The 23130-nt window shown below is 65.9% G+C and carries 25 protein-coding genes; 5 read left to right on the plus strand and 20 right to left on the minus strand.

What is annotated here, in order from left to right; translation table 11 throughout:
• Positions 1-29: 29 nt before the first annotated feature.
• The 4 genes from FHS28_RS19500 (at position 30) to FHS28_RS19515 (ending at position 4563) form a co-directional block, all read left to right on the plus strand.
• Positions 30-1253: an efflux RND transporter periplasmic adaptor subunit gene (locus FHS28_RS19500; RefSeq protein WP_221194093.1), complete on the plus strand. Its 1224-nt coding sequence runs from the start codon at positions 30-32 to the stop codon at positions 1251-1253.
• A gap of 125 nt (positions 1254-1378) precedes the next feature.
• On the plus strand, positions 1379-2065 hold the full coding sequence (locus tag FHS28_RS19505) for an ABC transporter ATP-binding protein (RefSeq protein ID WP_088454738.1): 687 nt from the start codon (positions 1379-1381) through the stop codon (positions 2063-2065).
• A 10-nt stretch (positions 2066-2075) separates the two neighbouring features.
• Positions 2076-3236, plus strand: a complete 1161-nt coding sequence (locus FHS28_RS19510; protein ID WP_088454739.1) for an ABC transporter permease — start codon at positions 2076-2078, stop codon at positions 3234-3236.
• Between the two features lie 10 nt (positions 3237-3246).
• Positions 3247-4563: an ABC transporter permease gene (locus tag FHS28_RS19515; RefSeq protein WP_184295240.1), complete on the plus strand. Its 1317-nt coding sequence runs from the start codon at positions 3247-3249 to the stop codon at positions 4561-4563.
• Here FHS28_RS19515 and FHS28_RS19520 read toward each other — a convergent pair.
• From FHS28_RS19520 to fliF, 15 genes are all read right to left on the minus strand, one after another.
• Positions 4493-4945, minus strand: a complete 453-nt coding sequence (locus tag FHS28_RS19520) for a HEPN domain-containing protein (RefSeq protein ID WP_184295243.1) — start codon at positions 4943-4945, stop codon at positions 4493-4495. The two genes, FHS28_RS19515 and FHS28_RS19520, sit on opposite strands and share 71 nt — an antisense overlap.
• Positions 4946-4958: 13 nt before the next feature.
• A complete protein-coding gene (locus FHS28_RS19525; RefSeq protein WP_088454741.1) occupies positions 4959-5312 on the minus strand; it encodes a hypothetical protein in 354 nt (117 codons plus the stop codon).
• Positions 5313-5781: 469 nt separating this feature from the next.
• Entirely contained in the window at positions 5782-6546 is a 765-nt protein-coding gene (gene fliR / locus FHS28_RS19530; RefSeq protein ID WP_088454742.1) for a flagellar biosynthetic protein FliR, read from the minus strand.
• Positions 6547-6576: 30 nt separating this feature from the next.
• A complete protein-coding gene (gene fliQ / locus FHS28_RS19535) occupies positions 6577-6846 on the minus strand; it encodes a flagellar biosynthesis protein FliQ (protein WP_088454743.1) in 270 nt (89 codons plus the stop codon).
• Positions 6847-6982: 136 nt separating this feature from the next.
• Positions 6983-7762 (minus strand): flagellar type III secretion system pore protein FliP, encoded by a 780-nt coding sequence (gene fliP, locus FHS28_RS19540; protein ID WP_088454744.1) that lies wholly within the window; start codon positions 7760-7762, stop codon positions 6983-6985.
• Position 7763: 1 nt separating this feature from the next.
• On the minus strand, positions 7764-8123 hold the full coding sequence (locus FHS28_RS19545) for a FliO/MopB family protein (protein WP_088454745.1): 360 nt from the start codon (positions 8121-8123) through the stop codon (positions 7764-7766).
• Between the two features lie 295 nt (positions 8124-8418).
• On the minus strand, positions 8419-8862 hold the full coding sequence (gene fliN, locus FHS28_RS19550) for a flagellar motor switch protein FliN (RefSeq protein ID WP_088454763.1): 444 nt from the start codon (positions 8860-8862) through the stop codon (positions 8419-8421).
• Entirely contained in the window at positions 8855-9856 is a 1002-nt protein-coding gene (gene fliM, locus FHS28_RS19555) for a flagellar motor switch protein FliM (RefSeq protein WP_058934529.1), read from the minus strand. The genes fliN and fliM overlap by 8 nt, the downstream gene beginning before the upstream one ends.
• A gap of 27 nt (positions 9857-9883) precedes the next feature.
• Positions 9884-10471, minus strand: a complete 588-nt coding sequence (locus tag FHS28_RS19560; protein ID WP_088454746.1) for a flagellar basal body-associated FliL family protein — start codon at positions 10469-10471, stop codon at positions 9884-9886.
• Between the two features lie 226 nt (positions 10472-10697).
• Positions 10698-12182 carry a flagellar hook-length control protein FliK gene (locus FHS28_RS19565; RefSeq protein ID WP_088454747.1) on the minus strand — a complete coding sequence of 495 codons (1485 nt, stop codon included), beginning with the start codon at positions 12180-12182 and terminating at the stop codon, positions 10698-10700.
• A gap of 11 nt (positions 12183-12193) precedes the next feature.
• Positions 12194-12664 carry a flagellar export protein FliJ gene (gene fliJ / locus FHS28_RS19570; RefSeq protein ID WP_088454748.1) on the minus strand — a complete coding sequence of 157 codons (471 nt, stop codon included), beginning with the start codon at positions 12662-12664 and terminating at the stop codon, positions 12194-12196.
• Positions 12665-12696: 32 nt separating this feature from the next.
• On the minus strand, positions 12697-14121 hold the full coding sequence (gene fliI / locus FHS28_RS19575; RefSeq protein ID WP_088454749.1) for a flagellar protein export ATPase FliI: 1425 nt from the start codon (positions 14119-14121) through the stop codon (positions 12697-12699).
• 8 nt (positions 14122-14129) lie between these two features.
• Positions 14130-15140, minus strand: a complete 1011-nt coding sequence (locus tag FHS28_RS19580) for a FliH/SctL family protein (protein ID WP_088454750.1) — start codon at positions 15138-15140, stop codon at positions 14130-14132.
• Positions 15141-15176: 36 nt separating this feature from the next.
• A complete protein-coding gene (gene fliG / locus FHS28_RS19585; RefSeq protein WP_088454751.1) occupies positions 15177-16172 on the minus strand; it encodes a flagellar motor switch protein FliG in 996 nt (331 codons plus the stop codon).
• 66 nt (positions 16173-16238) lie between these two features.
• Positions 16239-17951 carry a flagellar basal-body MS-ring/collar protein FliF gene (gene fliF, locus FHS28_RS19590; RefSeq protein ID WP_088454752.1) on the minus strand — a complete coding sequence of 571 codons (1713 nt, stop codon included), beginning with the start codon at positions 17949-17951 and terminating at the stop codon, positions 16239-16241.
• Positions 17952-18118: 167 nt separating this feature from the next.
• Here fliF and fliE point away from each other — a divergent pair, with 167 nt between their 5' ends.
• Complete coding sequence (gene fliE / locus FHS28_RS19595) at positions 18119-18436, plus strand: flagellar hook-basal body complex protein FliE (protein WP_088454753.1); 318 nt, start codon at positions 18119-18121, stop codon at positions 18434-18436.
• Between the two features lie 36 nt (positions 18437-18472).
• Here fliE and FHS28_RS19600 read toward each other — a convergent pair whose 3' ends face one another.
• The 5 genes from FHS28_RS19600 to FHS28_RS19620 form a co-directional block, all read right to left on the minus strand.
• Positions 18473-19252, minus strand: coding sequence for a flagellar brake protein (locus tag FHS28_RS19600; RefSeq protein ID WP_088454754.1), 780 nt, complete (start codon positions 19250-19252; stop codon positions 18473-18475).
• Positions 19253-19301: 49 nt separating this feature from the next.
• Positions 19302-19601: a flagellar protein FliT gene (locus FHS28_RS19605; protein ID WP_088454755.1), complete on the minus strand. Its 300-nt coding sequence runs from the start codon at positions 19599-19601 to the stop codon at positions 19302-19304.
• A 107-nt stretch (positions 19602-19708) separates the two neighbouring features.
• The gene (gene fliS / locus FHS28_RS19610; RefSeq protein WP_088454756.1) at positions 19709-20143 is read right to left on the minus strand and encodes a flagellar export chaperone FliS; all 435 of its coding nucleotides are present in this window, start codon (positions 20141-20143) and stop codon (positions 19709-19711) included.
• A gap of 175 nt (positions 20144-20318) precedes the next feature.
• Complete coding sequence (gene fliD, locus FHS28_RS19615; RefSeq protein WP_088454757.1) at positions 20319-21749, minus strand: flagellar filament capping protein FliD; 1431 nt, start codon at positions 21747-21749, stop codon at positions 20319-20321.
• A gap of 155 nt (positions 21750-21904) precedes the next feature.
• A complete protein-coding gene (locus FHS28_RS19620; RefSeq protein WP_088454758.1) occupies positions 21905-22774 on the minus strand; it encodes a flagellin N-terminal helical domain-containing protein in 870 nt (289 codons plus the stop codon).
• Positions 22775-23130 lie beyond the last annotated feature (356 nt).

Below are 23130 nucleotides of genomic sequence, written 5' to 3' on the forward strand. Positions count from 1 at the left end.
CGAACGAGGGGGTTGTCATCGATACCGCATTGTTGAAAGAGCTGCGCCTGGATGGCACGCAGCGCGAAGAGGTGCGCACCGGCGTGCCGACCTGGGCTTGGATCACCGGCGCTGGGCTGCTGGTGCTGGCCTTGCTGGCCGCCGGCGGCTGGTGGTGGTGGCGCAGCGCGCAGGTGCCGGAGGTGCAGACCGGCTCGGTGGCGTCCCGCTCGGCGGGGGGGGGCAATGCCGTGCTGCAGGCCACCGGATACGTCACGGCCCGTCGGTCGGCCACCGTCTCCACCCAGATCACCGGCACGCTGACCGAAGTGCTCTTTGAAGAGGGCGACAAGGTCACCAAGGGCCAGGTTCTGGCCCGGCTCGAGGACCATGCCCTGCGGGCCGCGCTGGAGGCGTCCCGGGCGTCGGTCAAGAGCGCGCAGGCCAATGTGGAAGCGCTGCGGGCGCAGTGGCTGCAGGCCCAGTCGGACCTGCGCCGTCAGGAGGAACTGTCCGCCAGCGGCATGACCACCCGTCAGGCGGCGGAGCAGGCCCGCACCGCCGTCAACAGTTATGCCGCGCAACTGGAGGCGCGTCGCAGGGAAGTGGAAGCCGCCGTGGCCCAGTCGGCGCAGACCCAGGTCAACTTCGACTACACCGTGGTGCGTGCACCGTTCTCCGGCGTCATCACCGCCAAGGCGGCGCAGGTGGGCGAGATCGTCTCGCCGCTGTCCGCCGGGGGCGGCTTCACCCGCACCGGCGTGGGCACTATCGTCGACATGGATTCGCTGGAAGTGGATGTCGATGTCAATGAAGCCTACATTGGTCAGGTCAAGGCCGACATGCCGGCCGAAGCCGTGCTGGATGCCTATCCCGACTGGCGCATTCCCGCGCATGTGATCGCGGTGGTGCCGGCGGCCGATCGTGGCAAAGCCACCGTCAAGGTGCGGGTGGCACTGGAGCAGAAGGACCAGCGCCTGGTGCCGGACATGGGCGTACGCGTGTCCTTCCTCGCGGCCCGCGCGGAAACGGCCGCCGCGCCCCCGCCGGGGGTGCTGGTCCCCCGGTCGGCGGTGGTCACCCGCAACGACGCCCCCGCGGCTTTTGTGCTCAACGGCGAGCGGGCCGAGCTGCGGCGACTGCGCACCGGCACGCCGGTGGGCGAGCAGGCGGTGGTGCTCGAAGGCCTGAAGGCCGGAGAGACGGTGGTGCTGAGTCCCCCCGAAACCCTCAAAAGCGGCGATGAAGTCCGCGTGACCCCGGCCGCCCGCTGAAGCAGCCGTCGTCCGTCGTTCCTTTCAGCATCTGTCCCCGGCGTCAGGGCCCGCAGTCCGTTCCTGATCTTGGGGTCATCACGTCCATTCAACGGGTCCCACGAGGCCCCAGGCGAGGAGTTACCGTGAGCAAACTGATCGAGATCCGCGACCTCTCCAAGGTCTATGTGCGAGGCAAGCAACAGGTGGAAGTGCTCCACCGCATCGACCTGGAGGTCAACCAGGGGGATTTCCTGGCGCTGATGGGTCCCTCCGGCTCCGGCAAGACGACGCTGCTCAACCTGATCGGGGGCCTGGACCGGCCGACTGCGGGCAGCATCAGCATTGGCGGCGAACGGATCGATCAGCTGAGTTCAGCGGCGCTGTCCCGCTGGCGCGCCGCACGGGTCGGCTTCGTTTTCCAGTTCTACAACCTGATGCCGATGCTGTCGGCGCAACGCAATGTGGAGCTGCCGCTGCTGCTGACCAAACTGTCGGCGGCGGAGCGGCGCAAGCGAGCCTCGATTGCGCTGGCGCTGGTGGGGCTGTCGGACCGGGCCAGCCACAAGCCGACCGAGCTGTCTGGCGGTCAGCAGCAGCGGGTGTCGATCGCCCGGGCCATCGTCTCCGACCCGACCCTGCTGGTCTGCGACGAACCGACCGGTGACCTGGACCGCCAGTCGGCCGAGGACGTGCTGAGCCTGTTGCAGGCGCTCAACCGGGATCAGGGCAAAACCATCGTCATGGTCACCCACGATCCACGAGCCGCCGAACGCGCCGGCCAGGTGTTGCATCTGGACAAGGGCAGCCTGGTCGAGCAGGTGAGCGCCTGAGGAGCCCGCCATGAAATACCTTCATCTGGTGTGGGCGGCGCTGTTCCGGCGCAAGCTCAGGACCTTCCTCACCCTGGTGTCCATCATCACCGCCTTTTTGCTGTTCGGGCTGCTGGATGCCGTCCGCATCTCCTTCGACCAGGCCGGGCAGAGCGCCAACGGGGCGTCCCGGCTGCAGACCGGCGCGCGTCTGTCCTTCATCCAGACCTTGCCCAAGGCGCTGGAATCACGCATCGGTCAGGTGGACGGCGTCCAGAAGCTGACTTATGCCAACTGGTTTGGCGGTGCTTATCAAGACCCTCGCAACGCGGTATTCAGCTTTGCGGTGGCCCCCAACTATGTGGACATGTATCCCGAAATGCGGGTGACGGATGAGGCGCTGAAGGCCTTTGCCTCCACCCGGACCGGGGCGCTGGTGGGGGAGCGGCTGGCCAAGAAGTTCAACTGGAAAGTGGGAGACCGCATCCCGCTGCAATCGACCATTTATCCGGACCGCAGTGGCAACAAGAACTGGGAGTTCGAGATCGTCGGACTGATCCAGGCCACTGACAAGAAGGCGGGCGGCTGGTACGACTCGATCTTCCTGCTCAATTGGAAGTACTTCGACGACACCACGCCACTCAACCAGGGCACGGTCGGCTGGTATGTGACCAAGGTGACGGATGTGAACCGGGCGGATCAGGTGGCCAAGGCCATCGATGCCCTGTCCGCCAACTCCGATCATGAAACCCGCACCCAGACCGAGCAGGCGGCCATGTCGTCCTGGGTGAAGCAGCTCGCGGACATCGGGTTGATCGTCAGCTCCATCATGGGCGCCGTCTTCTTCACCCTGCTGCTGCTGGCCGGCAACACGATGATGCAGGCGGTGCGGGAGCGGACCAACGAAATTGCGGTGCTCAAGACCATCGGCTTCTCCGGCGGCAGCGTGATGGCGATGGTGCTGGCGGAATCGATGCTGCTGCTGCTGATCGGTGGTGTGGTCGGGCTGGCGCTGGCCAGCGTCATCGGGCCGGCGGTGAGCGCGGGCAGCGGCGGCGCCTTGCGTCTGCCTGCGGCGGGGCTGGGAAGCTGGGCGACGGGCGTCGGCCTGGCGCTGGTCTTCGGTGCCATCGTGGGGGCCTTGCCGGCCTGGAACGCGATGCGGCTGAAGATTGTGGACGCACTGCGCTGAGGAGCCAGACATGACGATTCTGAAACGATTCGGGCTGGTGATCTTTCTGATCCTGGCGGTGGTGGGATGGGTGTTCCTGCCGTGGAGCGGCGCCCTGGGCCTGGCCGTGCTGCTGACGCTGTGGCTGCTGCTCAGCCGGCGAGGCGGGCAGGCCCGCTCGGTGGCGGGTGTGGGCATCAGCACCTTGCCGCAGCGCTTGGGCTCCTCCGCGGTCATCGTCGTCGGCATTGCCGGCGTGGTGGGGGTGCTGGTGGCGCTGCTGGCGATGGCGGAGGGCTATGCCGAGACGCTCAAGCGCTCCGGCAGCCTGGACACGGCCATCGTGCTGCGCGGGGCGTCGGCGGCGGAGGTGTCGTCGCAACTCAGCCGCAATGACATCGTGCTGATCAGCCAGGCGCCCGGCGTGGCGCGCTCCGACAAGGGCGAGCCGCTGGTCTCGGCCGAGACGGTGGTCGCGGCCAATCTGCCGGTCAAGGGCGGGGGCAAGGATGAAGAGGGCAGCGTTCAGTTCCGTGGGGTGGGCGACGAAGCCTTCCTGGTGCGGCCGCAGGTCAAGGTGATCGAGGGGCGGCGCTTTCAGCCGGGACTGCGGGAGCTGATGGTGGGCAAGGGCGCGGCCCGTCAGTTCAGTGGGCTGGTGGTGGGCCAGGACGTGCGGCTGGGCAACCAGGTGTGGAAGGTGGTGGGCATCTTTTCGTCCGGCGATGCGATGGAGTCGGAACTGTGGGCCGATGCGACCATTCTGGCGGATGCGTTCCGTCGGGGCAGCAGCCGCAATTCGGTGACGGTGCGGTTGACCGGGCCGGAGGCGATGGCCGGGTTCAAGGAGAGTTTGACCAGCAATCCGCAGTTGAAGGTGGATGCCACAACGACGCTGGATTTCTTTGCGAAGCAGTCGGAGTCGATGAGCAAGACGCTGCGCATCATCGGTACGGTGGTGGGGGCGATCATGGCGGTGGGCGCGGTGTTTGGCGCGCTGAACACCATGTTTGCCGCGGTGGCGACCCGGGCGCGGGAGATCGCAACCTTGCGGGCCATCGGTTTTCCGGGACTGCCGGTGGTGGTGGCGGTGATGCTGGAGACGATGCTGCTGGCGGCGCTGGGCGGATTGATCGGCGGGGTGGTGGCCTTTCTGCTGTTCAACGGCCATTCCGCGTCCACGATGGCGGCGGGCTCGGTGGGCAAGCTGAGCTTTGAACTGAAGGTGTCCGGTCAACTGCTGTGGGAGGGGCTGAAATGGGCCCTGGCCATCGGCTTCATCGGCGGGCTGTTCCCCGCGGTGCGCGCCGCGAGCGTGCCGGTGACGACGGCGCTGCGGGAGCTTTGAGCAGCGACCTGCGCAGGTGGCTGCGGATCCGCCTCAGCGTGGAGGGACTCCGCAGTTCCTGCAGCAGGTCGTGAGCCGTCCGTACCCCCTGCAAAGCCTCTCTCTGCCGGAAGTGGATCGCCGTGTTGTAGTCGGCGACGTTGCGCAAGCGACGGAGTTCTTCAAGGTCTTCGGCCAGGTCTTCCAGCCCCATGGTCTTGAGTTCCTGGCAGGCCCTGCCGTGGACGTCCGCACTGCGGTCACGAATGTTCAGCAGGTCTCTGGTGACGAGAAAGGTCGCATAGTACGCGCGGGACATCGCACTTCGGTGGCTGGCCTCGTCTGACTGCCTTGAAAGCAGGTCGGCCAGACGGGCGAATGCGGCGGGACGGAAGGGCGGCATGGGGCCTCCCCATTCAGCGCCCCGTGCGCAACGGTCCGCGTGCAATCATCAGCCCGATATGCCCGGAGGTGTGTCGCACGTGCAGTCCTTCCGCGAACAGCGCATCCAGGAACGCACGATGTTCATCGTGGATGGCGCGATGCCGCTTCAAACGCGGCAGCCCGTAGACGGTGAACCACAGACACAGCCAACCGTCTTCAGGGTCGATGCTGACATGGGCCGTGAGCGTGCAGCCCTTCATGTGACGGGTCAGCAGGCGGGCGTAGTCAGTCAACGCCAAGAAGGCCAGGAACGGCTTGCGGCGCAGGTACCAGCGGACCAGCTTGTCGTAGGCCGGAGTGCCGAGCGTCACCTCGGTGTCCTGCACCCAGGCGTCGTCATCGGCTCCGCGCCAGAAACCGGCTTCCAGGCGGTGCTGCAGACGACGTACCCGCCGAAGTTCCCATGGGTCGGGCGGGCAGGGGAACGGCTTTGAGCGTGGCGAGAGCGCTCGTGCCGGAACATCCTGGGACGCTGCGGCGGCTCCGCGGGCTTTGGCCGCAGCGCCCGGCGACGGGCGCTGCCTGGGGTCAGGAAAGAAAGTAGGCGTTCGCATGGCAGTATTGACTGAAGCGAGCCCGCGCCGAGGAAAACGTCTGTGCCGCTATCGAGCAGCCTTGTAGGACGCTCCCTCCGCCGGGTATTGCTGCAGTCTGAAGAGAAGGAAGTTCTCATTGTGAGAACCTCCCGCACGGACTGCCAACGACTTGAATCAGTCGTTCCACCCCGATTCCGTCAAAGGAGCAAACGCTCGTTCCGCTCACCTGTGAACCCGGTGAAACTCGATCAGAGTCTCGTCAGGTGAACGCCGCCAGCAAGCGCTCCAGCGCGATCATGAACGGCTGATGCATCAGCGGCAGTGTGGCCACGAGGCCGACGAGGCCCACACTCACCGTCAGCGGGAAGCCGACCGAAAACACATTCAGCTGCGGTGCCACCCGCGAGATGATGCCCAGCACCAGATTGACGAACAGCAGCATCGTCACCAGCGGCAGCGCAATCCATAGCCCCATGCGGAAGACCTCGGCGCCCCAGACCTGCGGCTGCGCCACCCGCAGGAAGCGGAACGGCTCTTCCCCCACCGGGAACGCCTGAAAGCTCGCCACCAGCGACTGGATGAGCATCAGATGCCCGTTGATGGCAATGAAGAGAAACGCCACCATCGACCCCAGAAATCGCGACGACGACGTGCCCTGCGAGCCGGTGGACGGATCAAAGAAGCCGGCGAAGTTCAGCCCCATCTGCAGGCCGATCAGCTCCCCCGCGAACTCCAGCGATGCAAACACCAGCCGCACGGCAAAGCCCATCGACAGGCCGATCAGCAGCTGCTGCGCCACGACCACCAGCAGCTGCGGCAGGGAGTCCAGCGGCACCACCGGCATCTCCGGCAGCGACGGCTGCGCCGCCACCGCGATGAACATCGCCAGCCCAATCTTGACCCGCTGCGGCACCGCCCGCTGGCTGAACACCGGCATGCCGGCAAAGAGCGCCAGCGTGCGGATGAACGGCCACAGGATCGGATTGAGCCAGGCCATGACCTGGGCTTCGCTAAAGGTCAGCATGTGGGGCGTCGACGCGGTCCGGCGGTCCGTTCAGCCCAGCGCCTGCGGAATGCTCTGCAGGGTGCGCTGGATGTATTCAACCAGGGTGGTGATCATCCAGGGACCCGCCACGGCCAGCACCAGCACCGCGGCGACGATCTTCGGCACAAAGGACAGGGTGGATTCGTTGATCTGCGTGGCCGCCTGGAAGACCGACACGAGCACGCCCACGGCCAGCACGGTGAGCAGCAGCGGGGCCGCGACCATCAGCAGCACATACAGGCCTTGCTGGCCGATGGTGAAGACTTGTTGGGCATCCATGGTGCGTTTGGGCTGAAAGGGCTGAAAGAGCTGAAGGGGCTGAAAGAGCTGATGGGGGAGGGCGCTGAAGGGGCTGAAGACGCCGGGCGGTCTGGATGTTCTGGAGCGGCGGTCGTCGCAAAGTCCAGGGCGGCCGCTACTGGGCGAACGAAGCCGCCAGCGATCCGAGCAGCAGGTTCCATCCGTCCGCCAGCACAAACAGCATGAGCTTGAACGGCAAGGAGACCAGCACCGGTGACAGCATCATCATGCCCAGGCTCATCAGCACGCTGGACACGATCATGTCGATGACCAGGAACGGGATGAAGATGAGGAAGGCGATCTGGAAGGCCGACTTCAATTCACTGGTGACAAAGGCCGGGACCAGCACACGGAAGGGCACGTTCTCCGGCGTGGTGGCCGCATCCAGCTTGGCCAGGCGGGAGAAGAGCGCGACGTCGGACTGGCGCGTCTGCTTGAGCATGAAGGCGCGCATCGGGACCTGGGCACGGTCGAGCGCCACTTCAAAGCCGATCTGGCCGGTAGAGTAAGGCTGGTAGGCGTCTGCATAGACACGGTCCAGGGTGGGGCTCATGACGAAGAAAGTCAGGAAGAGCGACAGCCCCACAATGACCTGGTTCGGCGGCGCGGCCTGCGTGCCCAGTGCCTGGCGCATCAGGGAGAGCACGATGACGATGCGGGTGAAGCCGGTCATCATCAGCAGCACGGCGGGCAGGAAGCCCAGCGCGGTGAAGAAGAGCAGGGTCTGGATGGGCACCGAGTAGCTGTTGCCACCCGCACCCTGGCCGATGATGAGCGGCACTGAGGCGGGGGAGCCGCCGCCAGCCTGCTGGGCAAGTGCAGCGGCGCTGAGGGTGCTCAGCAGCAGGGCGATGAGACCTGGGGCGAGGCGGCGGGCGGAAGCAACGCTGCGCATGTCAGAGACCCGTTCCCGTTCCGTCAGCCTGGCGGCCGCCCAGACTGCGCTTGAGCATGTGGGCAAAGCTGGGCTGGGCCGACTGCAAGGCCGCACCAACATCCGCCTGGGGCGGCATGACGTGCAGGGTACGGATCTGCTGACCCGTGATGCCGAGCACCAGCCATTGCCGGTCGTCACCCTGGCCCACCTCCACAATCACAATCCGCTGGCTCGGGGCAATCACCAGCTGCGCCACCGTGCGCAGGTGCCCGCCCAGCGCAGCACCGCCCAGCGGCGTGCGCTTCAAGAGCCACAGCACCACAGGGATGAGGGCGAGAATCGCCAGGAACCACAGAAGAGGGGCGAGGGAGGTGTTCATACCTCCCGATTATGGAGGGTTCTCTTCGCGCGCTTCACCGAAACAAACAGGGGATGTGGGGGGTGTTTCGGTGGATCGAAACCGGTGACTGGGGGCCCTTTTCCTCCATGTCCCCCGGCCCCTGCAGGGCCTCCTCCTTTTACTTACGGAAAAGGGCCCCCAGTCACCGGTTTCTCCAACCGAGAACTGCGGGGGAGGGGACGGAGCGGTGCGGAGAGTCGGGCGCCTGAGGCAGGTCGCCGCGTCGGGAAGGCCCGTGTGCAGGTGCAGGCCGATGAGGCCGCACAGGCCGTGGTCAGGCCTTGCTCAGGCGGCGCATGCGCTCGGACGGCGTCACGATGTCGGTCAGGCGAATACCGAATTTGTCGTTCACCACCACCACCTCACCCTGCGCAATCAGGTAGCCATTCACCAGCACATCCATCGGCTCGCCCGCCAGCGCATCCAGTTCCACCACGGACCCTTGCGCCAGCTGCAGAATGTTCTTGATCGGGATGCGGGTGCGGCCCAGTTCAACCGTCAGCTGGACCGGAATGTCCAGAATCATGTTGATGTCACTGCCCGGCATATTGCCCGGCGTCGGCGTGAAATTGGTGAACGTCGCGGGAGCCACCTGCTCCGCCACCGACTGCACCTCTTCCACAGCCTGTCCACCACCACCGCCAGCCTCAGCCAGCGCCGCCGCCCATTCAGCGGCCATTGCGTCCTGTTCGTCCATCGAGTTCGGAGTGTCAGCCATTGCGGGCTCCCAGCCAGCCCGCATCCGGGCCAGTCAGCAGTTTTTCAATCTTGATCGAGTACTTGCCGTTCGACGTACCGTAATGGCAATCGAACACCGGCACACCATCCACCTTGGCCTGGATGATCTGTTCCAGATCCAGCTCAATGAAGTCGCCCGGCTTGAATGCCAGCAGCTGCTCCACCGTCGCCGGCGCCTTCGCCAGCTCCGCCACCAGCTCCACCTCGGCCGACTGGATCTGGTGCTTCAGCAGATTCACCCAGCGCCGGTCCGGCTCGCTGGAATCACCCTGCGTGGTGCTGTAGAGCACATCGCGAATCGGCTCGAGCGTGGAATACGGAATGCAGAAGTACACCGTGCCGCTCGTCTCGCCAATCTCCAGCGTGAAGCTGGTCGAGACAATGATTTCACTGGGCGTGGCGATATTCGCGAACTGCGGCTGCATTTCCGAGCGCTGATACTCCAGCTCCAGCGGATAGATGCCCTTCCACGCCTTCTGGTATTCCTGCGTGATCACTTCCACCAGGCGCAGGATGACCCGCTGCTCGGTCGCCGAGAAGTCACGACCCTCGATCCGCGTGTGGAACTTGCCAATGCCGCCAAAGAGCGAGTCAATGACCGCAAACACCAGCGTCGGGTCACAGACGATCAGGCCCGACCCCCGCAGCGGCTTCACCGACACGATGTTGAAGTTGGTCGGCACCACGATCTCGCGCAGGAAGGCGCTGTACTTCTGCACCTTGATGCCGCCAATCGCCACTTCCGGGCTCTTGCGGATGAAGTTGAACAGCCCAATGCGGATATTCCGCGCAAAACGCTCGTTGATGATTTCCATCGTGGGCATGCGCCCACGAACAATCCGCTCCTGGCTGGCCAGGTTGTACTCGCGAATGCCGCCGCTCTGGACCTCTTCGGCCTCGAGCTTCTGGCTCTCGCCAGTGATGCCCTGCAACAGGGCATCCACTTCGTCCTGGGAGAGGATCTGCTGGTTCATGACTTCAACCTTTGCACGGACCCGCGCTTATTGCACGATGAAGGTGGAAAACAGCACTTGCGTGACCGGGCTTTCCACCTGCTTCTTCTTTTTCTTCTTCTTTTTCGGCGCGTCGCTGTCTTCTTCGTCTTCGTCTTCCAGCTCGATGCCCATCGGGCGTACGGCTTCACGGCGGATCTCGCGCGCCAGCTTTTCCTTGCCCTCCACCGTCAGCAGCTCCGCCGAGGTCTTGTGGGAGAGCACCAGCAGGACGTTGTTGCGGATGGCCGGCATGTAAGCCTTGAGCTGATCGGCAAAGTGCGGGTCCGCCACCTCCAGGGTGATGCCGACCTGCGCAAAACGGTCCACTTCCTTGTCCGCCAGATTGACGGTGAAAGGGTCCAGCGGCACGAACGTGGGCGGGGTGCCCGGCTTGGCATGGGCTGCCGCCGGAGCATGCGTCTCTTCAGCCGCGCCGCCTTCTTCATCGGCCGCGGCCGACTTCTTCTTCATCATCAGCAGGGCGCCCACGCCAGCCAGCACCAGCACCAGCACGATGGCGATGATGATGATCAGCTTCTTCTTGCCGCCGCCCTTGGCGGCGACCTCATTCCCTGCAGCAGCAGCAGTGGCCATGGGTGGGCTCCTGTAATCAGTCGGACATGCGGGCTCGCCAGGAGCCCCTCTACCGTCCATTGTGCGGCGACCGCGTCCGCGCCAAAACTGGAAAAGACAGGAAAAACAGCAGTTGGCGCTTGGACTGAGGACTTCGCACGCCCCGCCGGAACCCTCCCGGTCCGGCCAGACTGACGCTCAGGGATGCGCCGCCCCCCTCCGCCGTGCGGAAGGCAGCGGCGCGCGCTCAGGCGTACAGGTCCACCAGACCGCGCGGCGCCGTCCGGCGCTCGCTGCGGGCCACCGAGGTCAGGCCGTCATCGCCGCCCTTGCCGCCCAGACCACCGCGGCGTCCATCGCCGTCACGGTCGCTGCCGCGCCCGTCCTGGCCGTTGCCCGACTGGGTCTGCGCAAAGACGCCGCCACCGCTGAGGGTGATGCCCTGGTTCTGCAACGCCGCCGCCAGATCCGGCATGCTGCGCATCAGCACGTCACGGGTCTCGGCCTGGGCCGCATGGAAATTCACCTGCGCCTGCTGGCCGTCCAGCTGGATCTGGATGGCCACCGGCCCCATGTCCGCCGGATTCAGCTGCAGCTGCGCTTCATGGACACCGTCCTGGATCAGCAGGCTGACACTGGCCGACAGTTCCGGCGCGAAATCCGGGCTGTCCAGCGGCTGGGAGAGGGGGACCGAAGGCGCGTCCGCCGCACGCGGGGCGTCGGTGGCGCCCGCCGCGCCGGTGCCGTCCGCCTGCTGGGCCGCAGCCAGCAAGGCTTCAAAACTATGGCCCGGGCCGCCAGCGGCCGCGTGGTCGCCCAGCGCGATTTCCTTGCTGCCGCCTGCGAGGGCCTGCAGGCCTTCCAGCGCCTCGTCGGCGGGCTTTTTGCCGTCTGCGTCCGCCGCTGTGGCTTGCTGCAGCTCCTGCTGCAGGGCGTCATGCCCCGCTGCGCCGCCTGCATGGGCATGGCCACCTTTGCCATGGCCGGCCACTGCTGCGTGATCTTCACCCGTGCCGTCCACCAGGCCATCCGCCTTGCCTTGCGGACGCGCCTCGGCCGGCGCATCGCCTCGCAGCATCGCCAGCATCTGCTGGGCAGCGGCAGTGGGATCGCCGGCCGCCGGGGTGTCCTTGGCGTCCTGGTCATCCTGACCGGCCGTCGCCTCAGTGCCGTCGGTCTTGCCGCCGGCCTGGGAAGACTGGCTGTTGTCGGTCGCAGTGTTGCGTGCGCCCACCGGCCTGGCGGCAGCGTCGGCCGCATCGGCCTTCGCCTGGGCCGACGGAGCGGGTGTCTTGGGAGCGTCCGCCTGCTTGTTGGCCGCATTCCGGTTCAAGGCATTGCGGGCGTTGAGCTTGTTTTCTTCCTGCGCCGTGCCACTGGTGCCGTTGCCATTGCCATGACCCGCGCCATTGGCGGCCCGGTTCTGGGCTGCGCGCTGAGCGGCCTGGGCCGCGTTGCTCGACGCCGTCGCCACGTTCGGCGTCTGCGGAGACGCCATCGATGGGCCCGGCAGGGACGTCGACGCAAACGGGGTCTGCGGGGCCTGGGCCTTCAGGTGGGACGCACTCTGGTTCAGCAATTGAGAGAACGACGGCGCGGACGCGTTCGGCGCCGTCGCGGGCAAGGCCACGGCGCGGCCACTGTCCTTGCGGGTGCCGGCCGAGGGACCGCCAAGGCCGCTCAGGGCGCTGCTGCCCGCGGCACCGGAATGATTCAGGGGGATCTGGGACATGGACAGGGACCTCAGGCGACCAGACGGTTCAAAGGATTGCCGCCCCGAGCCGCGGCACGTGCCGCCTGCTCATCGGTCGTGCGCTGCTCCTGGCGCATCTGGGTGCGCAGGGCATCGGCACGGCGGCGCTCGATCAGCTTGCGCACGGACGCCACACGGAGCTCACGCTCCTGCAGCACCCGGCGAGCCGCGTCCAGACGTTGATCCGCAAAGTCGGCCACCCCGGCCTGCTGGCCGATGGCCTGGTCCAGCCGCCCGCCAAAGTTCTGATAACAACCCAGAATCTGGATGGTGGTGCGCTGGGCAAATTCCTGCTTCCAGCGGGACTGGTAGTCGCTGCGATATTGGCTCAGCTGGTCATGCTGCAGCCGCGCCGCCTGGGACCGCCGTTCAGCGTCCTGGAGGAAGCGCAGGGCTTCGTCGCGCTCAGCTTCCGCGCGCTCCAGCAGCACGGTCAGCGCTTGCAGGTTGGAACTACTCATTGGCTTACCTCGTCCACGGATTTCCACGTCTTTCACGTGGAATGAAGTGTGGCCGCCAACTGGTTCAGGCAATCCGCCAAAGAAGCGGGTGAATGCATGTCTTGTTGAAGCAATCGGACCATGTCGGCATGCAAGCGAACGGCGGCATCCAGTTCCGGATCGTGCCCTGCCTGATAGGCGCCGAGCTGAATAAGATCACGCGCTTTGTTGTATTTCGCGAGCAATTGCCGGAATCGCCGAGCAAGTTCAACATGACGACGGTCCGCCACGCTGGTCATGACCCGGGAAATCGATTTCTCCACGTCGATCGCGGGGTAATGCCCGCTCTCCGCGAGGTCCCGGCTGAGCACGATGTGCCCGTCCAGGATCCCCCGCGCAGCATCGGCGATCGGGTCCTGCTGGTCATCCCCCTCCGAGAGGACGGTATAGAAGGCGGTGATCGAGCCTTCACCCGCCAGACCGTTGCCGCTACGCTCCACCAGTTGCGGAAGCTTGGCAAAGCACGAAGGCGGGTAGCCTTTGGTGGCGGGCGGTTCGCCAATGGCCAAGGCAATCTCCCGCTGTGCCATCGCATAGCGGGTCAGTGAGTCCATCAGCAGCAGCACATGCTGGCCGCGATCCCGGAAATGCTCGGCAATGGCGGTGGCGTAGCTCGCGCCCTGCATGCGCAGCAGCGGCGGCGCGTCAGCCGGGGCCGCCACCACGACCGACCGGCGCAGGCCCTCTTCACCGAGGATGTCCTCGATGAATTCCTTCACCTCCCGGCCGCGTTCACCGATCAGCCCGACGACGATCACATCGGCCTGGGTGTAGCGGGCCATCATGCCCAGCAGCACCGATTTACCGACGCCGGTACCGGCAAACAGGCCCAGCCGCTGGCCACGGCCCACGGTGAGCAGCGAATTGATGGCGCGCACGCCGGTATCCAGCGGCCGACGCACCGGGTCGCGATCCATCGCATTGATGGACCGGCGCACCATCGGTTCGTCCCGCACCTGCTGCAGCGGGCCGCCGCGATCCAGCGGATGTCCCTGGGGATCGACCACGCGACCCAGCAGCCCGTCGCCCATCGGCAGGTGCAGGCCGCGGTCTTCATCCCGGCGCCAGGGGTGGCGCTCTTCGCCGAGCGCCGGTCCATGCAGGGCCGCCGGACGCGGCAGCACCATCGCACCGCTGGCCAGGCCGTGGATTTCGTCGGTGGGCATCAGATAGGCCCGGTCCCCCGAAAAGCCGACCACTTCGGCCTGCACCGGCCGCTGGCCGCGGCGAGGCTGGGCGGCGGAGGAGGGCATGTGGATCTCGCACACCGAGCCCACCGGGACCTTCACACCGGTCGCCTCCAGCACCAGGCCGGCCACCCGCACCAGCTTGCCTTGCGGCTCCAGCGAGGGAGCGTTGGTGGAAAAGTTCTGCAGGTCGCGGAAGTACTGCTGCCAGCGGTCGGTACGGGTGCTCATGGGCGACCTCAGGCCGGCGTGTCGTCGTCGAAGCGACTCTGGTCGAAGCGGCTGGCTTCAAATCGGCTCGGTTCAAATCGACCTGGCTCCGTGCGATTCGACTCCCCGCGACCCGACTCCATGCGACCGGCGTCCCGTCCGCCCAAAGGCTCGCGGTCCAGATCCTCCCGCAGCATCTCGTGCAGCGGAGGCCGGGGCTCGGGGCGTGCGTCGGGGCGCCCCTCATGGGCGGGCGCAGGCGGGCGGCCGCGGGGCGCGTCTGCGTCCGAACCCGAACGGCGGTCTTCCCACACAGACGCCTGCCCGATCGTGCTCACCGCCGCCTGCCAGCGGGCCGGCAAGGTGGCATCCACGCTGCAGATGTCGGCATCGACCTTGCAGCCGCCCCGGGCGATGCTGGGGTCTGGAATCACCTGGGTCTCGCGGGCGCGCAACTCTTCGCCGGCGCCATCCAGCACCAGCGGCAGATCGTCCGGATGCACCCGCATGCGCACATGGCGGGCATTGATCAGCAACGCCTCGACCGTGTCGTGCGCCACCTTGGCAATCAGTTCGGGGTGGGTGCGAAGCTCATTGCGCACCACCTGCCGCGCCAGTTCCACCGCGGTGCGGGCCAGCGAGTCCGCCATGTCCCGCTCCAGGCTCTGCAGGTCGGCATCAAAGCTGGTCACCAGCGCACCGACCTGGGCGCTGATCTGCTTGGCAAAACTCTGTTTGAAGGCATCCAGTGCGGCCATGCCGTCCCGGTAGCCGTCCTGGTAGCCCGACTGCCGGGCCGCCTGCAGCAATTCGTCGATGCTGGGCGCGGGCGGCGGCGGGGGCGCGGGCGGCTCCACCGGCGGCGGCGCGCTCACCGGCGGGCGGCGCGGCGCGGCACCACCGTCCAGCGAGCCCGGATTCCAGGCGGCAAAACCGGAGAGTTCCTCCCGCGGAATGATGCGGCTGTAGCTGGTGCCACGCGGCTGATCGCCTTCCGGGCGGGTGGGCGGCGGCACTTGGCGGGGCGGGCGGTTGACCATGAGAATGAACTGTCCTGACTGCGACCCGTAAGCCTATTACAGGAATTGGTCGTCGCCGCCACCGGCCAGCACGATTTGTCCTTCGTCCACCAGACGCCGTACGACCTTGAGGATTTCCTTCTGCTCGGCTTCCACCTCCGACAGGCGCACCGGTCCGCGCGATTCCAGGTCTTCGCGCAGCGTTTCGGCGGCCCGGCTGGACATGTTGCGGAAGATCTTCTCGCGCAGTTCCGGCCCGGCGCCCTTGAGGGCCACGATGAGCGATTCGGACTGCACTTCCTTGAGGATGGCCTGGATGCCACGATCGTCGATCTTGTCCATATCGTCGAAGGTGAACATGTTGTCCATGATCTTCTGGGCGAGGTCGGAGTCGGCTTCGCGGATGTAGTCCAGCACCGACGCCTCGACGCTGGAACCCATCATGTTGATGATTTCCGCCGCCGTCTTCACGCCACCCAGGTTGGACTTCTTCATGCGTTCGCCGCCGGCCAGGATCTGGCCCATCACCTCATTGAGGTCCTTCAGCGCCATTGGCTGAATGCCGTCCAGCGTGGCAATGCGGATCAGCACTTCATTGCGCTGACGTTCGGTGAAGACGCGCAGCACCGAGCTGCTCTGGTCAAAGTCCAGATGGGACAGGATGGCCGCCACGATCTGCGGGTGTTCATTGCGCAGCAGCTCGGCCACCGAGCCGGGGTCCATCCACTTCAGGCTTTCGATGGACGACACATCCGACCCCTGCAGGATGCGGTCCAGCAGCAGGTTGGCCTTGTCTTCGCCCAGCGCCTTGCGCAGCACCGAGCGTACATATTCGTCGGTGTCAGATACCAGCGTGCTCTGGGTCTCGGCCACCTTGTCGAAGCGTTCCAGCACCGACTCGACCCGGTCGCGCGGGACGACCTTCATCTTGGCGATGGTTTCGCCCAGCTTCTGCACTTCCTTGGGGGCCAGATGCTTGAAGACCTCGGAGGCCTCCTCCTCGCCCAGGGACATGAGCAGGATGGCTGCGTCTTCTACGCCTTTGTCGTCCATGTCGGGTCTCGCTTGGATCTCGTGATGCGGTGGGGAATGGGATCGGTGGAAAGGGCCCTGGGCGCGTCAGCGCTTGGCCGTCTCCAGCTCTTCCCCGTTCACCCAGGCCCGCATGATGTTGGCCACGGCCACCGGATTGTCTCTCGCCAACTGGCGGGCACGCTCGAGTTTGTCGTTGGAGATAGGGGCTTCCAGGGCCGGCAGGCCGCCCGGGCCGGCCGCCAGGGCCAGTTGCTCGTTCTCGATGACGCTCAGCTCGGTCGCGTTGGCGGCTTCCGCGTCTTCCTTCGGCGGCGGGGGCGGGAAGGCTGCCTTCAGCGCCGGACGGACCAGGCCGAAGACTGCAATCAGCGCCACCAGCACCAGGGCAGCCGGGATGGCGGCATCACGGGCCACGTCACGCAGCCAGGGCTGGCGCCACAGCGGCAGGTCGGCCGGTTCGTTCTTGTCCGCCACAAACGGCGCGCTGATCACCTTGACCGAATCGCCACGGTCCTGGGAGAAGCCCATGGCTTCCTTCACCAGGCTGTCGAGCTTCTGCAGTTCGGCATCGGACAGCGGCTGGCTGCTGGTCTTGCCCTTGGCATCGGTCACCGTCTTCTGGTTGATCACCACGGCCGCATTGAGGCGGCGCACCTGGCCAATCGCATTGCGGGTCACCCGCACGGTGCGATCGACTTCGAATTCGGTGCCGTTCACGCGACGGGTGTTCTGCGCGCCGCCGCTGGTGCCGGCCGGTTGCAGCTGCTGGGCCTGGCCGTTGATCGGCGCGGCGGCCTGCGGCGGCACCTGGTTGGTGGTGGCGCCCGGCACACCGGTGGGCACCGCCGGGGTGCTGCCGATCTGCTCCTCGGAATTCATGCGGCGCACCGAGCTCTGGGTGTTGGGCCCCTGGTTCGGCTTGAACTCCTCGGCGGTCGATTCCACCTGGTTGAAGTCCACGTCCGCCGTCACGGTGGAGCGCAGGTTGTCGCGGCCCACCACCGGTTCCAGCAACTCCGCGATGCGCTTGTTCAGGTTGTTCTCGACCTGCTGCTTGTAAAGCAGCTGCTGGCTGTCCAGCCCGGTGCCGTTGTTGTCGTTGTTGTTGGAGAGCAGGGTGCCGGTGCTGTCCAGCACGCTGACGGCTTTGGGATTGAGTTCGGGCACCGAGGACGAGACCAGATGCACGATGCCGGCGATCTGGTTGCGGTCCAGGGTGTGGCCACCGCGCAGGGTCAGCATGACCGAGGCGCTGGGCTTTTGCTGCTCCCGGAAGAAGCCGTTCTGCTGCGGAATGGCCAGATGCACCCGGGCATCGGCCACATCCGCCATGGCGGTGATGGTGCGGGTGAGTTCCCCTTCCAGGCCGCGCTGGAAGTTCAGCCGTTCATTGAACTGGGTCTGGCCGATGGACTGCTTGTCCATCAGCTCGAAGCCGACGATGCCGCCCTTGGGCAGCCCCTGGGACGCCAGCTTCATGCGCAGGTCATACACCTGGTTCGCCGGAACCATGATGGTGCCGCCCGGCTCATTGCGGTAGGCCACATTCATCTGCGCCAGCTGGGCGATGACGGCACCGCCGTCTTTATCCGACAGACCGGAGAACAGCGGGCGGTAATCTCCCTTGCTGGTCATCATGGTCATCGCCACGATGACGGCCAGCAGGGCGGCCAGGCCGCCGCCGAGCATCAGCTTGCTTTTGGTGGGCATCGCGGCCAGGCGGGCCGGGAAGCTCTGGGGAGCTCCAGGCTTCACCTCGGCGGGGAGTCCGGCGGCAGGGCTCAGGGCGTTGTCCATGGGGCGGGTCGGTCGGCGTAAGTGGGTCGGGCATCGCACGGCCAGGGAGACTCCAGGCCGCAGTCGAAATTATTCGCAAGACTGGCCTCAAGAATGCGGGAAACAGGCCGAAGAAGGCCCCCTTGTTCCGCTCTTGCAGGGGCGAGGGAGTGTCTACAGTCCAGTCCGTGGACCTCAAACTTCAACCCTTCAATTTCGCCAGCGCGGTGGCCCGTGCCGGTCTGACCCCTCAGGGGCAGCCGGTGGCCAAGCCCGCGTCCGGGACGAACTTCGCCGATGCGATGAGTTCGGCATTGAAGTCCGTCAGCAACCAGCAGAACGAGGCATCACGCCTGCAGCGGGAAGTCCAGCTGGACAATCCGACCGTCAGCCTGGAAGAGACCATGATCGCCATGCAGAAGGCCCAGATCGGCTTTCAGGCGACCCTGCAGGTGCGCAACCGCCTGGTCTCGGCTTACTCCGAAGTCATGAACATGCAGGTGTGAGCCCGCGCTCCCCTGAACGCTGGTGCCGGCTGAGGATCAGCCCGGGCGCTTGAGCATCCGCTCGCGCTTCTGCGCCTGGTCGATGAACAGCTGCAGCGCCCGCGAGGCCGTGGGCGCCAGCGATACAAAGGCGCAGCCCAGCTGGTGCGGCGCCTGGTCTTCACCCGGTGTGACATGTTGCACACGCAGCAGGGTGGCAAAGCTCACTTCCCGTTCCAGCTCCAGCGTGCCGGACAGTTCCGTGCCCGCCACCGGGGTCGGGGGCATTTGTCCGGTCAAGCCGGCCGCCGCCACTTGCGGCCATTGCAGGGCCAGTCCGCCGCTGCTCACATTGAGCACCCGCAGGCGCAGGCCCTCGGGCTGGGTCAGACGCAAGGCCGGATACATCTGGCCGGGCGACTGCACCCGGTAGGCCTGACGGCGCTGGAAGCGGAAGAGGCGCGCCGGCAAAGCTGCGCGCAGCACCGTGCCACCGGCGCCGCGCACGGCCACCAGACCGGAGACCTCGAAGGCCAGCTTGATGCGGTCGAGGTAGGCCATGGCATGGACTTCCGGGCTGGACAGGACCGCCTCGGTGACGGCCGCATCCACCGGCATTTCCAGGCTCAGCACCCCATGCGCCGGATCCACCGCCATCACGACGGTGTGGAGCAAGGCCCCGTCCGGCGTGCTCAATTGCACACGGGCCTGGGCCTGCATCAATTCCCGCAGCCAGCTCTGGACTTCGCCGGGCGCGTCCAGGCGGTAGTCGTCGGCGCCGTCCAGGTCGTCAGAGGGACCTGGGGCGGTCGAGGGGTCCGGGGTGCGATCGTTCAAGGTGAAGGGCTCGGGTCGCTGCCAATCCAGGGGCGGGAGACCGCGCGGCTCAGTGAACCGTCTTGGACTTGCCCTTCATCAGGTGATCCAGGTCTTCCAGCCAGGGTTCGGCCAGATGACGGATCTCGGCGTCATTCAGCAGGATGCGCTGCATGATGCGGCTCTTGAGCTGCGACTCCTCCGCGCCCAGCTGCTGCTGGCTGGCGGCATGCTTGAGCTGCGAAATCAGCAGCACGCAGGCGCCTTCAAGCTTGACGACTTCATCCCAGTTGCCGGTGCGAGCGGCGTTGAGCATGTCGGCGCTGGCCTGTTCAATGGCTTCGTAGTAGCTCAGGAGATGAGTATTCATGGTCGTCGTCGGGGCGGAAGAGGCCGGGGCGGCGGAATGCGTCTTGGCGGCGAAAGGCTTGGTCATGGTCGAGCTCGTATCTTGACGTTCGGGATGACAGCCGACCTTCAGGCGGCAACGCGTTGTTCGTTCTGAGCCGGGGCGATGCTGGCCCAGGCTTCACGAATGGGCTGCATCAGACGTTGGCACTCTTCCACCGCAGCGAGATCGCTGTGCAGATTGGCGTAGGTCAGGCGCATGCTCATGTAGGCGTAGAGGTCACGCAGGTCGTTCGCCAGTGTGCCGGCGGCGGGATTCAGCGCAGCCTTGAGGCCTTCGTCCAGGATGCGAACGGCCTTGCTCAGCGCGCGGCCCTTCGCTTCAACATTCCCGGCACGAATCGCTCCCAGACTCTGGGTCATGGCGTCGTTGGCGCCGTCCAGCAGGAGCTGCACCAGCCGGTGCGGCGAGGCCTGCAGCACATCGGTTTCCACGCCGACGCGGTTGTACATGTTGCTCGCGCGCTGGCCGTGGGAAGCAAAGGGAGAGGAGTTTCCGTACATGATGTGCTGCGGGGTTGTCGTAGTGCTTGTTTTAGTTTTCGGCTCTCACGCGGCTAACTTGAGCCGACCCTCGCCAGGATTAATGCAGGAATTTTGCGGTATTTCACAAAAACAAAAGCCTCCGTGAGGAGGCTTCAGGGCGCGTTATTCAAAGCGCCGCAAAAGACGCGCTTTTTCAGCTGCTGCTGTTGAGCATGCTGGTGATCTTGCTGACATAGCTGGACATGTCGTTCAGCTTGGCCATCTGGGTGTCCAGCGCGGTGTACTGAGCACGCAGGCGCTTTTCATAAGAGGCCGAGCGGTCGGTCAATTCATCGACCCGCTTGTTGTTGGAGGTGACGCGGGACTGCAGGCCGGCGGTCCGGGTCGTGATGGCGCCGTCCATGCCGGTGACCTGGTCCGCCAGCGCCCGCCATTTGGTGGCGATGCCGTTGTTGGCGGCATTGGTGCTGTCCACGCCCATGAACAGCTGCTTGAGGTCGCTGACGTGGCCCAGCGCGCTGCTCAGCTTGGTGTCATCCACCGTGATCGTGCCAGCGGTGCCGATGTTGAGGCCCAGGTCGGCGAGGCGGGCGTACGAGCCGCCCAGCGTGCTGCCGCCGGAGGTGATGTTGCGCAGTTGCGATTGCAGATTCACCGCGGTGCTGTCGCCCTGCAGGGCGCCGGCCGCCTTGCTGGTCTGGTCGTACTTGGTGTTGTCGCGCAGCAGGTTCATCAGGCTGTTGTAGGCCGTGACGAAGTCGGTGATGTTCTTCTTGATGCTGTCCTTGTCCTGGCCGACGGTGACGGTGAGGTCGCCCTTCTTCAGGATGTTGATGCTCAAGCCATCGACCGCGTTCTCGATGGTGTTGGTGGACGAGACGATGTCGATGTTGTTGATCTTGACCTTGGCGTCCTGCGCGGCGGCATTCTGCGTCATCGAGCTGATGCTGGCAGACGGGTCATAGGCGAGGGCGGACAGGCCGGACGCATCGCCGTTGTTGCCGTCCGCATCCGCAGTCGAGATCCGGAATCCATTGACTTCGCCGGTGGCGGCGGAACGGACCACCAGCCGGCTGCCGGTGGCATCGGTCACGACGGAGGCGAGCACGCCGGAGCTGGACGAATTGATCTTGTCGCGCACGCTGGCCAGCGTGTCGGTGGCGCTGACGGTGATGTTCACCGCCGTGGCGCCGCTCTTGCTGGTGAAGGAGGGGGGCGTGCCGGTGCCCCACTGGCCCAGCTCGATGGTCATGGTGCCGGCGCCCACCGGTGCGGTGCTCGAGGTGGCCTGGCTGACCACGCTCTGGGCCGAGGCCAGCTGGCCGACCGAGACGGTGTAGCTGCCCGCCCCACTGCCGGAGCCGGCGGTGACGGTGGCCATGGTGGTGTCCGAGGAGGTGGCGGTCAGGGCGGCCCAGTTGGCGGGCGTGGAGAGCTTGCTGGCTGCGTCCCGCATCGCGCTGAAGGCGCTCTGGATCTTGCCGTACGCTGAAATCTGGGTCTTGAGGGTGTCGGTGCGGCCCTGCAGATCGGTGATCGGCTGCTGCTCGACGGCGACCAGCTTGGAGATGATGCTCTCAACGGGCAGCCCGCTGCCTGAGCCGATGGAGGAGATGGTGGCCATGGTTCGACTCCTGGGTCCCGCCAGATAGGTGGATCAGTACATCCGCCGGTCAGGCAAGCGCAATGGACGACAGGGCCCCGGATGAGGCCCTGTCCACAGTATCGGCACGCCAGGCGTCCGACTTGAGGGAATATTTCGCGTCTTTAGGACGCGAATCAACCCTTCAACAGGGACAGGACCTGCTGCGGCAGCTGGTTGGCCTGGGCCACCATCGCATTGCCGGCCTGCTGCAGGATCTGCGCCCGGCTGAGGTTGGACGTTTCCTGGGCAAAGTCCGCATCCATGATCCGGCTGCGGGCGGCGGTCTGGTTTTCGTAGGCTACCTGCAGGTTGGAGATCACGGCATCGAAGCGGTTCTGGGTCGCACCCAGCACGGCGCGCTGGGAGTTGACCGAGTCCAGCGCGGCGTCGATGTTGGCCACGACGGTGGCGATCGCGGCCGGGTCGGCGGTGTTGTCGATCACGGCACGCCCGGCGCCGTTGATGTCGGTACCCGCGACGGACGTGATGGCCGGGTCCTGGGTCATGTTCGGCGTGGTGACGGTGATTTCGTCATTCGCCGTGGTGTTCGGACCCACCTGGAAGGTCTGCGGCGTGGCCGCATCCGCACCCAGGATGTATTTGCCGTTGAAGGTGGTGCCGCCCAGCACGCGCTGCATTTCCTTGGCCAGCTCGCCGAATTCCTTGTCGAGGGAATCCTTGTCGCTGTTGGCGTTGGTGGCGTTGCGGGCCTGGATGGCCAGTTCACGCATCCGCTGCAGCGAGTCGGCCACCTTGCCCAGCGCGCCTTCAGCGGTCTGCGCCAGCGAGATGCCGTCGTTCGAGTTGCGGATGGCGACGCTCATGCCGCGGGCCTGAGCGTTCATGCGTTCTGCGATGGCCAGGCCGGCGGCATCATCCTTTGCGGAGTTCACCCGCAGGCCCGACGACAGCCGTTGCATCGAGGTCGCCAGTGACGACTGCGAGCTGTTCAGATTGCGTTGCGCGTTGAGCGAAGCAATGTTGGTGTTGATGGTCTGTGGCATTGATGCACTCCTGCGGAGATCCTTGTCCTGGCTTTAGATCCTGACGGTGATCGTGGTTGACGCTGTCGTTCCCGACCTCGCCTGCCGACCCCCACCTCGCCCCTCGGCGCTCTGGATGGATCTGCCGGTTGGACCGGTGGTCGAGCCCGTCAAAGTGGAGGCTCGATGGATCTCATTGTGGAGAATGTGTCGGGTGCATGAAGCCGCGATAAAGGGGTGAAAGACCGATCAAATGAAAAGAAGGCCCCGCGGCCATCCCCAGGGCGGGGAGGGCGGCGGGGCCTTCGGTGCAACGGCGCTGGCGCCGGCTTTCGCGAGGCTGGGCGGGGCTGGCGCCCCGGGGAAGCGGGCTGGGC

Source organism: Roseateles terrae (assembly GCF_014192155.1).
Taxonomy (GTDB): Bacteria; Pseudomonadota; Gammaproteobacteria; order Burkholderiales; family Burkholderiaceae_C; genus Roseateles; species Roseateles terrae.

What these genes read in the sequence shown, in the direction of transcription:
- FHS28_RS19510 (WP_088454739.1), top strand. Translation starts at nt 2,076, where the DNA reads ATGAAATACCTTCATCTGGTGTGGGCGGCGCTGTTCCGGCGCAAGCTC.
- FHS28_RS19515 (WP_184295240.1), top strand. Translation starts at nt 3,247, where the DNA reads ATGACGATTCTGAAACGATTCGGGCTGGTGATCTTTCTGATCCTGGCG.
- FHS28_RS19520 (WP_184295243.1), bottom strand. Translation starts at nt 4,945, where the DNA reads ATGCCGCCCTTCCGTCCCGCCGCATTCGCCCGTCTGGCCGACCTGCTT.
- fliR (WP_088454742.1), bottom strand. Translation starts at nt 6,546, where the DNA reads ATGCTGACCTTTAGCGAAGCCCAGGTCATGGCCTGGCTCAATCCGATC.
- fliQ (WP_088454743.1), bottom strand. Translation starts at nt 6,846, where the DNA reads ATGGATGCCCAACAAGTCTTCACCATCGGCCAGCAAGGCCTGTATGTG.
- fliP (WP_088454744.1), bottom strand. Translation starts at nt 7,762, where the DNA reads ATGCGCAGCGTTGCTTCCGCCCGCCGCCTCGCCCCAGGTCTCATCGCC.
- FHS28_RS19545 (WP_088454745.1), bottom strand. Translation starts at nt 8,123, where the DNA reads ATGAACACCTCCCTCGCCCCTCTTCTGTGGTTCCTGGCGATTCTCGCC.
- fliN (WP_088454763.1), bottom strand. Translation starts at nt 8,862, where the DNA reads ATGGCTGACACTCCGAACTCGATGGACGAACAGGACGCAATGGCCGCT.
- fliM (WP_058934529.1), bottom strand. Translation starts at nt 9,856, where the DNA reads ATGAACCAGCAGATCCTCTCCCAGGACGAAGTGGATGCCCTGTTGCAG.
- FHS28_RS19560 (WP_088454746.1), bottom strand. Translation starts at nt 10,471, where the DNA reads ATGGCCACTGCTGCTGCTGCAGGGAATGAGGTCGCCGCCAAGGGCGGC.
- FHS28_RS19565 (WP_088454747.1), bottom strand. Translation starts at nt 12,182, where the DNA reads ATGTCCCAGATCCCCCTGAATCATTCCGGTGCCGCGGGCAGCAGCGCC.
- fliJ (WP_088454748.1), bottom strand. Translation starts at nt 12,664, where the DNA reads ATGAGTAGTTCCAACCTGCAAGCGCTGACCGTGCTGCTGGAGCGCGCG.
- fliI (WP_088454749.1), bottom strand. Translation starts at nt 14,121, where the DNA reads ATGAGCACCCGTACCGACCGCTGGCAGCAGTACTTCCGCGACCTGCAG.
- FHS28_RS19580 (WP_088454750.1), bottom strand. Translation starts at nt 15,140, where the DNA reads ATGGTCAACCGCCCGCCCCGCCAAGTGCCGCCGCCCACCCGCCCGGAA.
- fliG (WP_088454751.1), bottom strand. Translation starts at nt 16,172, where the DNA reads ATGGACGACAAAGGCGTAGAAGACGCAGCCATCCTGCTCATGTCCCTG.
- fliF (WP_088454752.1), bottom strand. Translation starts at nt 17,951, where the DNA reads ATGGACAACGCCCTGAGCCCTGCCGCCGGACTCCCCGCCGAGGTGAAG.
- FHS28_RS19605 (WP_088454755.1), bottom strand. Translation starts at nt 19,601, where the DNA reads ATGAATACTCATCTCCTGAGCTACTACGAAGCCATTGAACAGGCCAGC.
- fliS (WP_088454756.1), bottom strand. Translation starts at nt 20,143, where the DNA reads ATGTACGGAAACTCCTCTCCCTTTGCTTCCCACGGCCAGCGCGCGAGC.
- fliD (WP_088454757.1), bottom strand. Translation starts at nt 21,749, where the DNA reads ATGGCCACCATCTCCTCCATCGGCTCAGGCAGCGGGCTGCCCGTTGAG.
- FHS28_RS19620 (WP_088454758.1), bottom strand. Translation starts at nt 22,774, where the DNA reads ATGCCACAGACCATCAACACCAACATTGCTTCGCTCAACGCGCAACGC.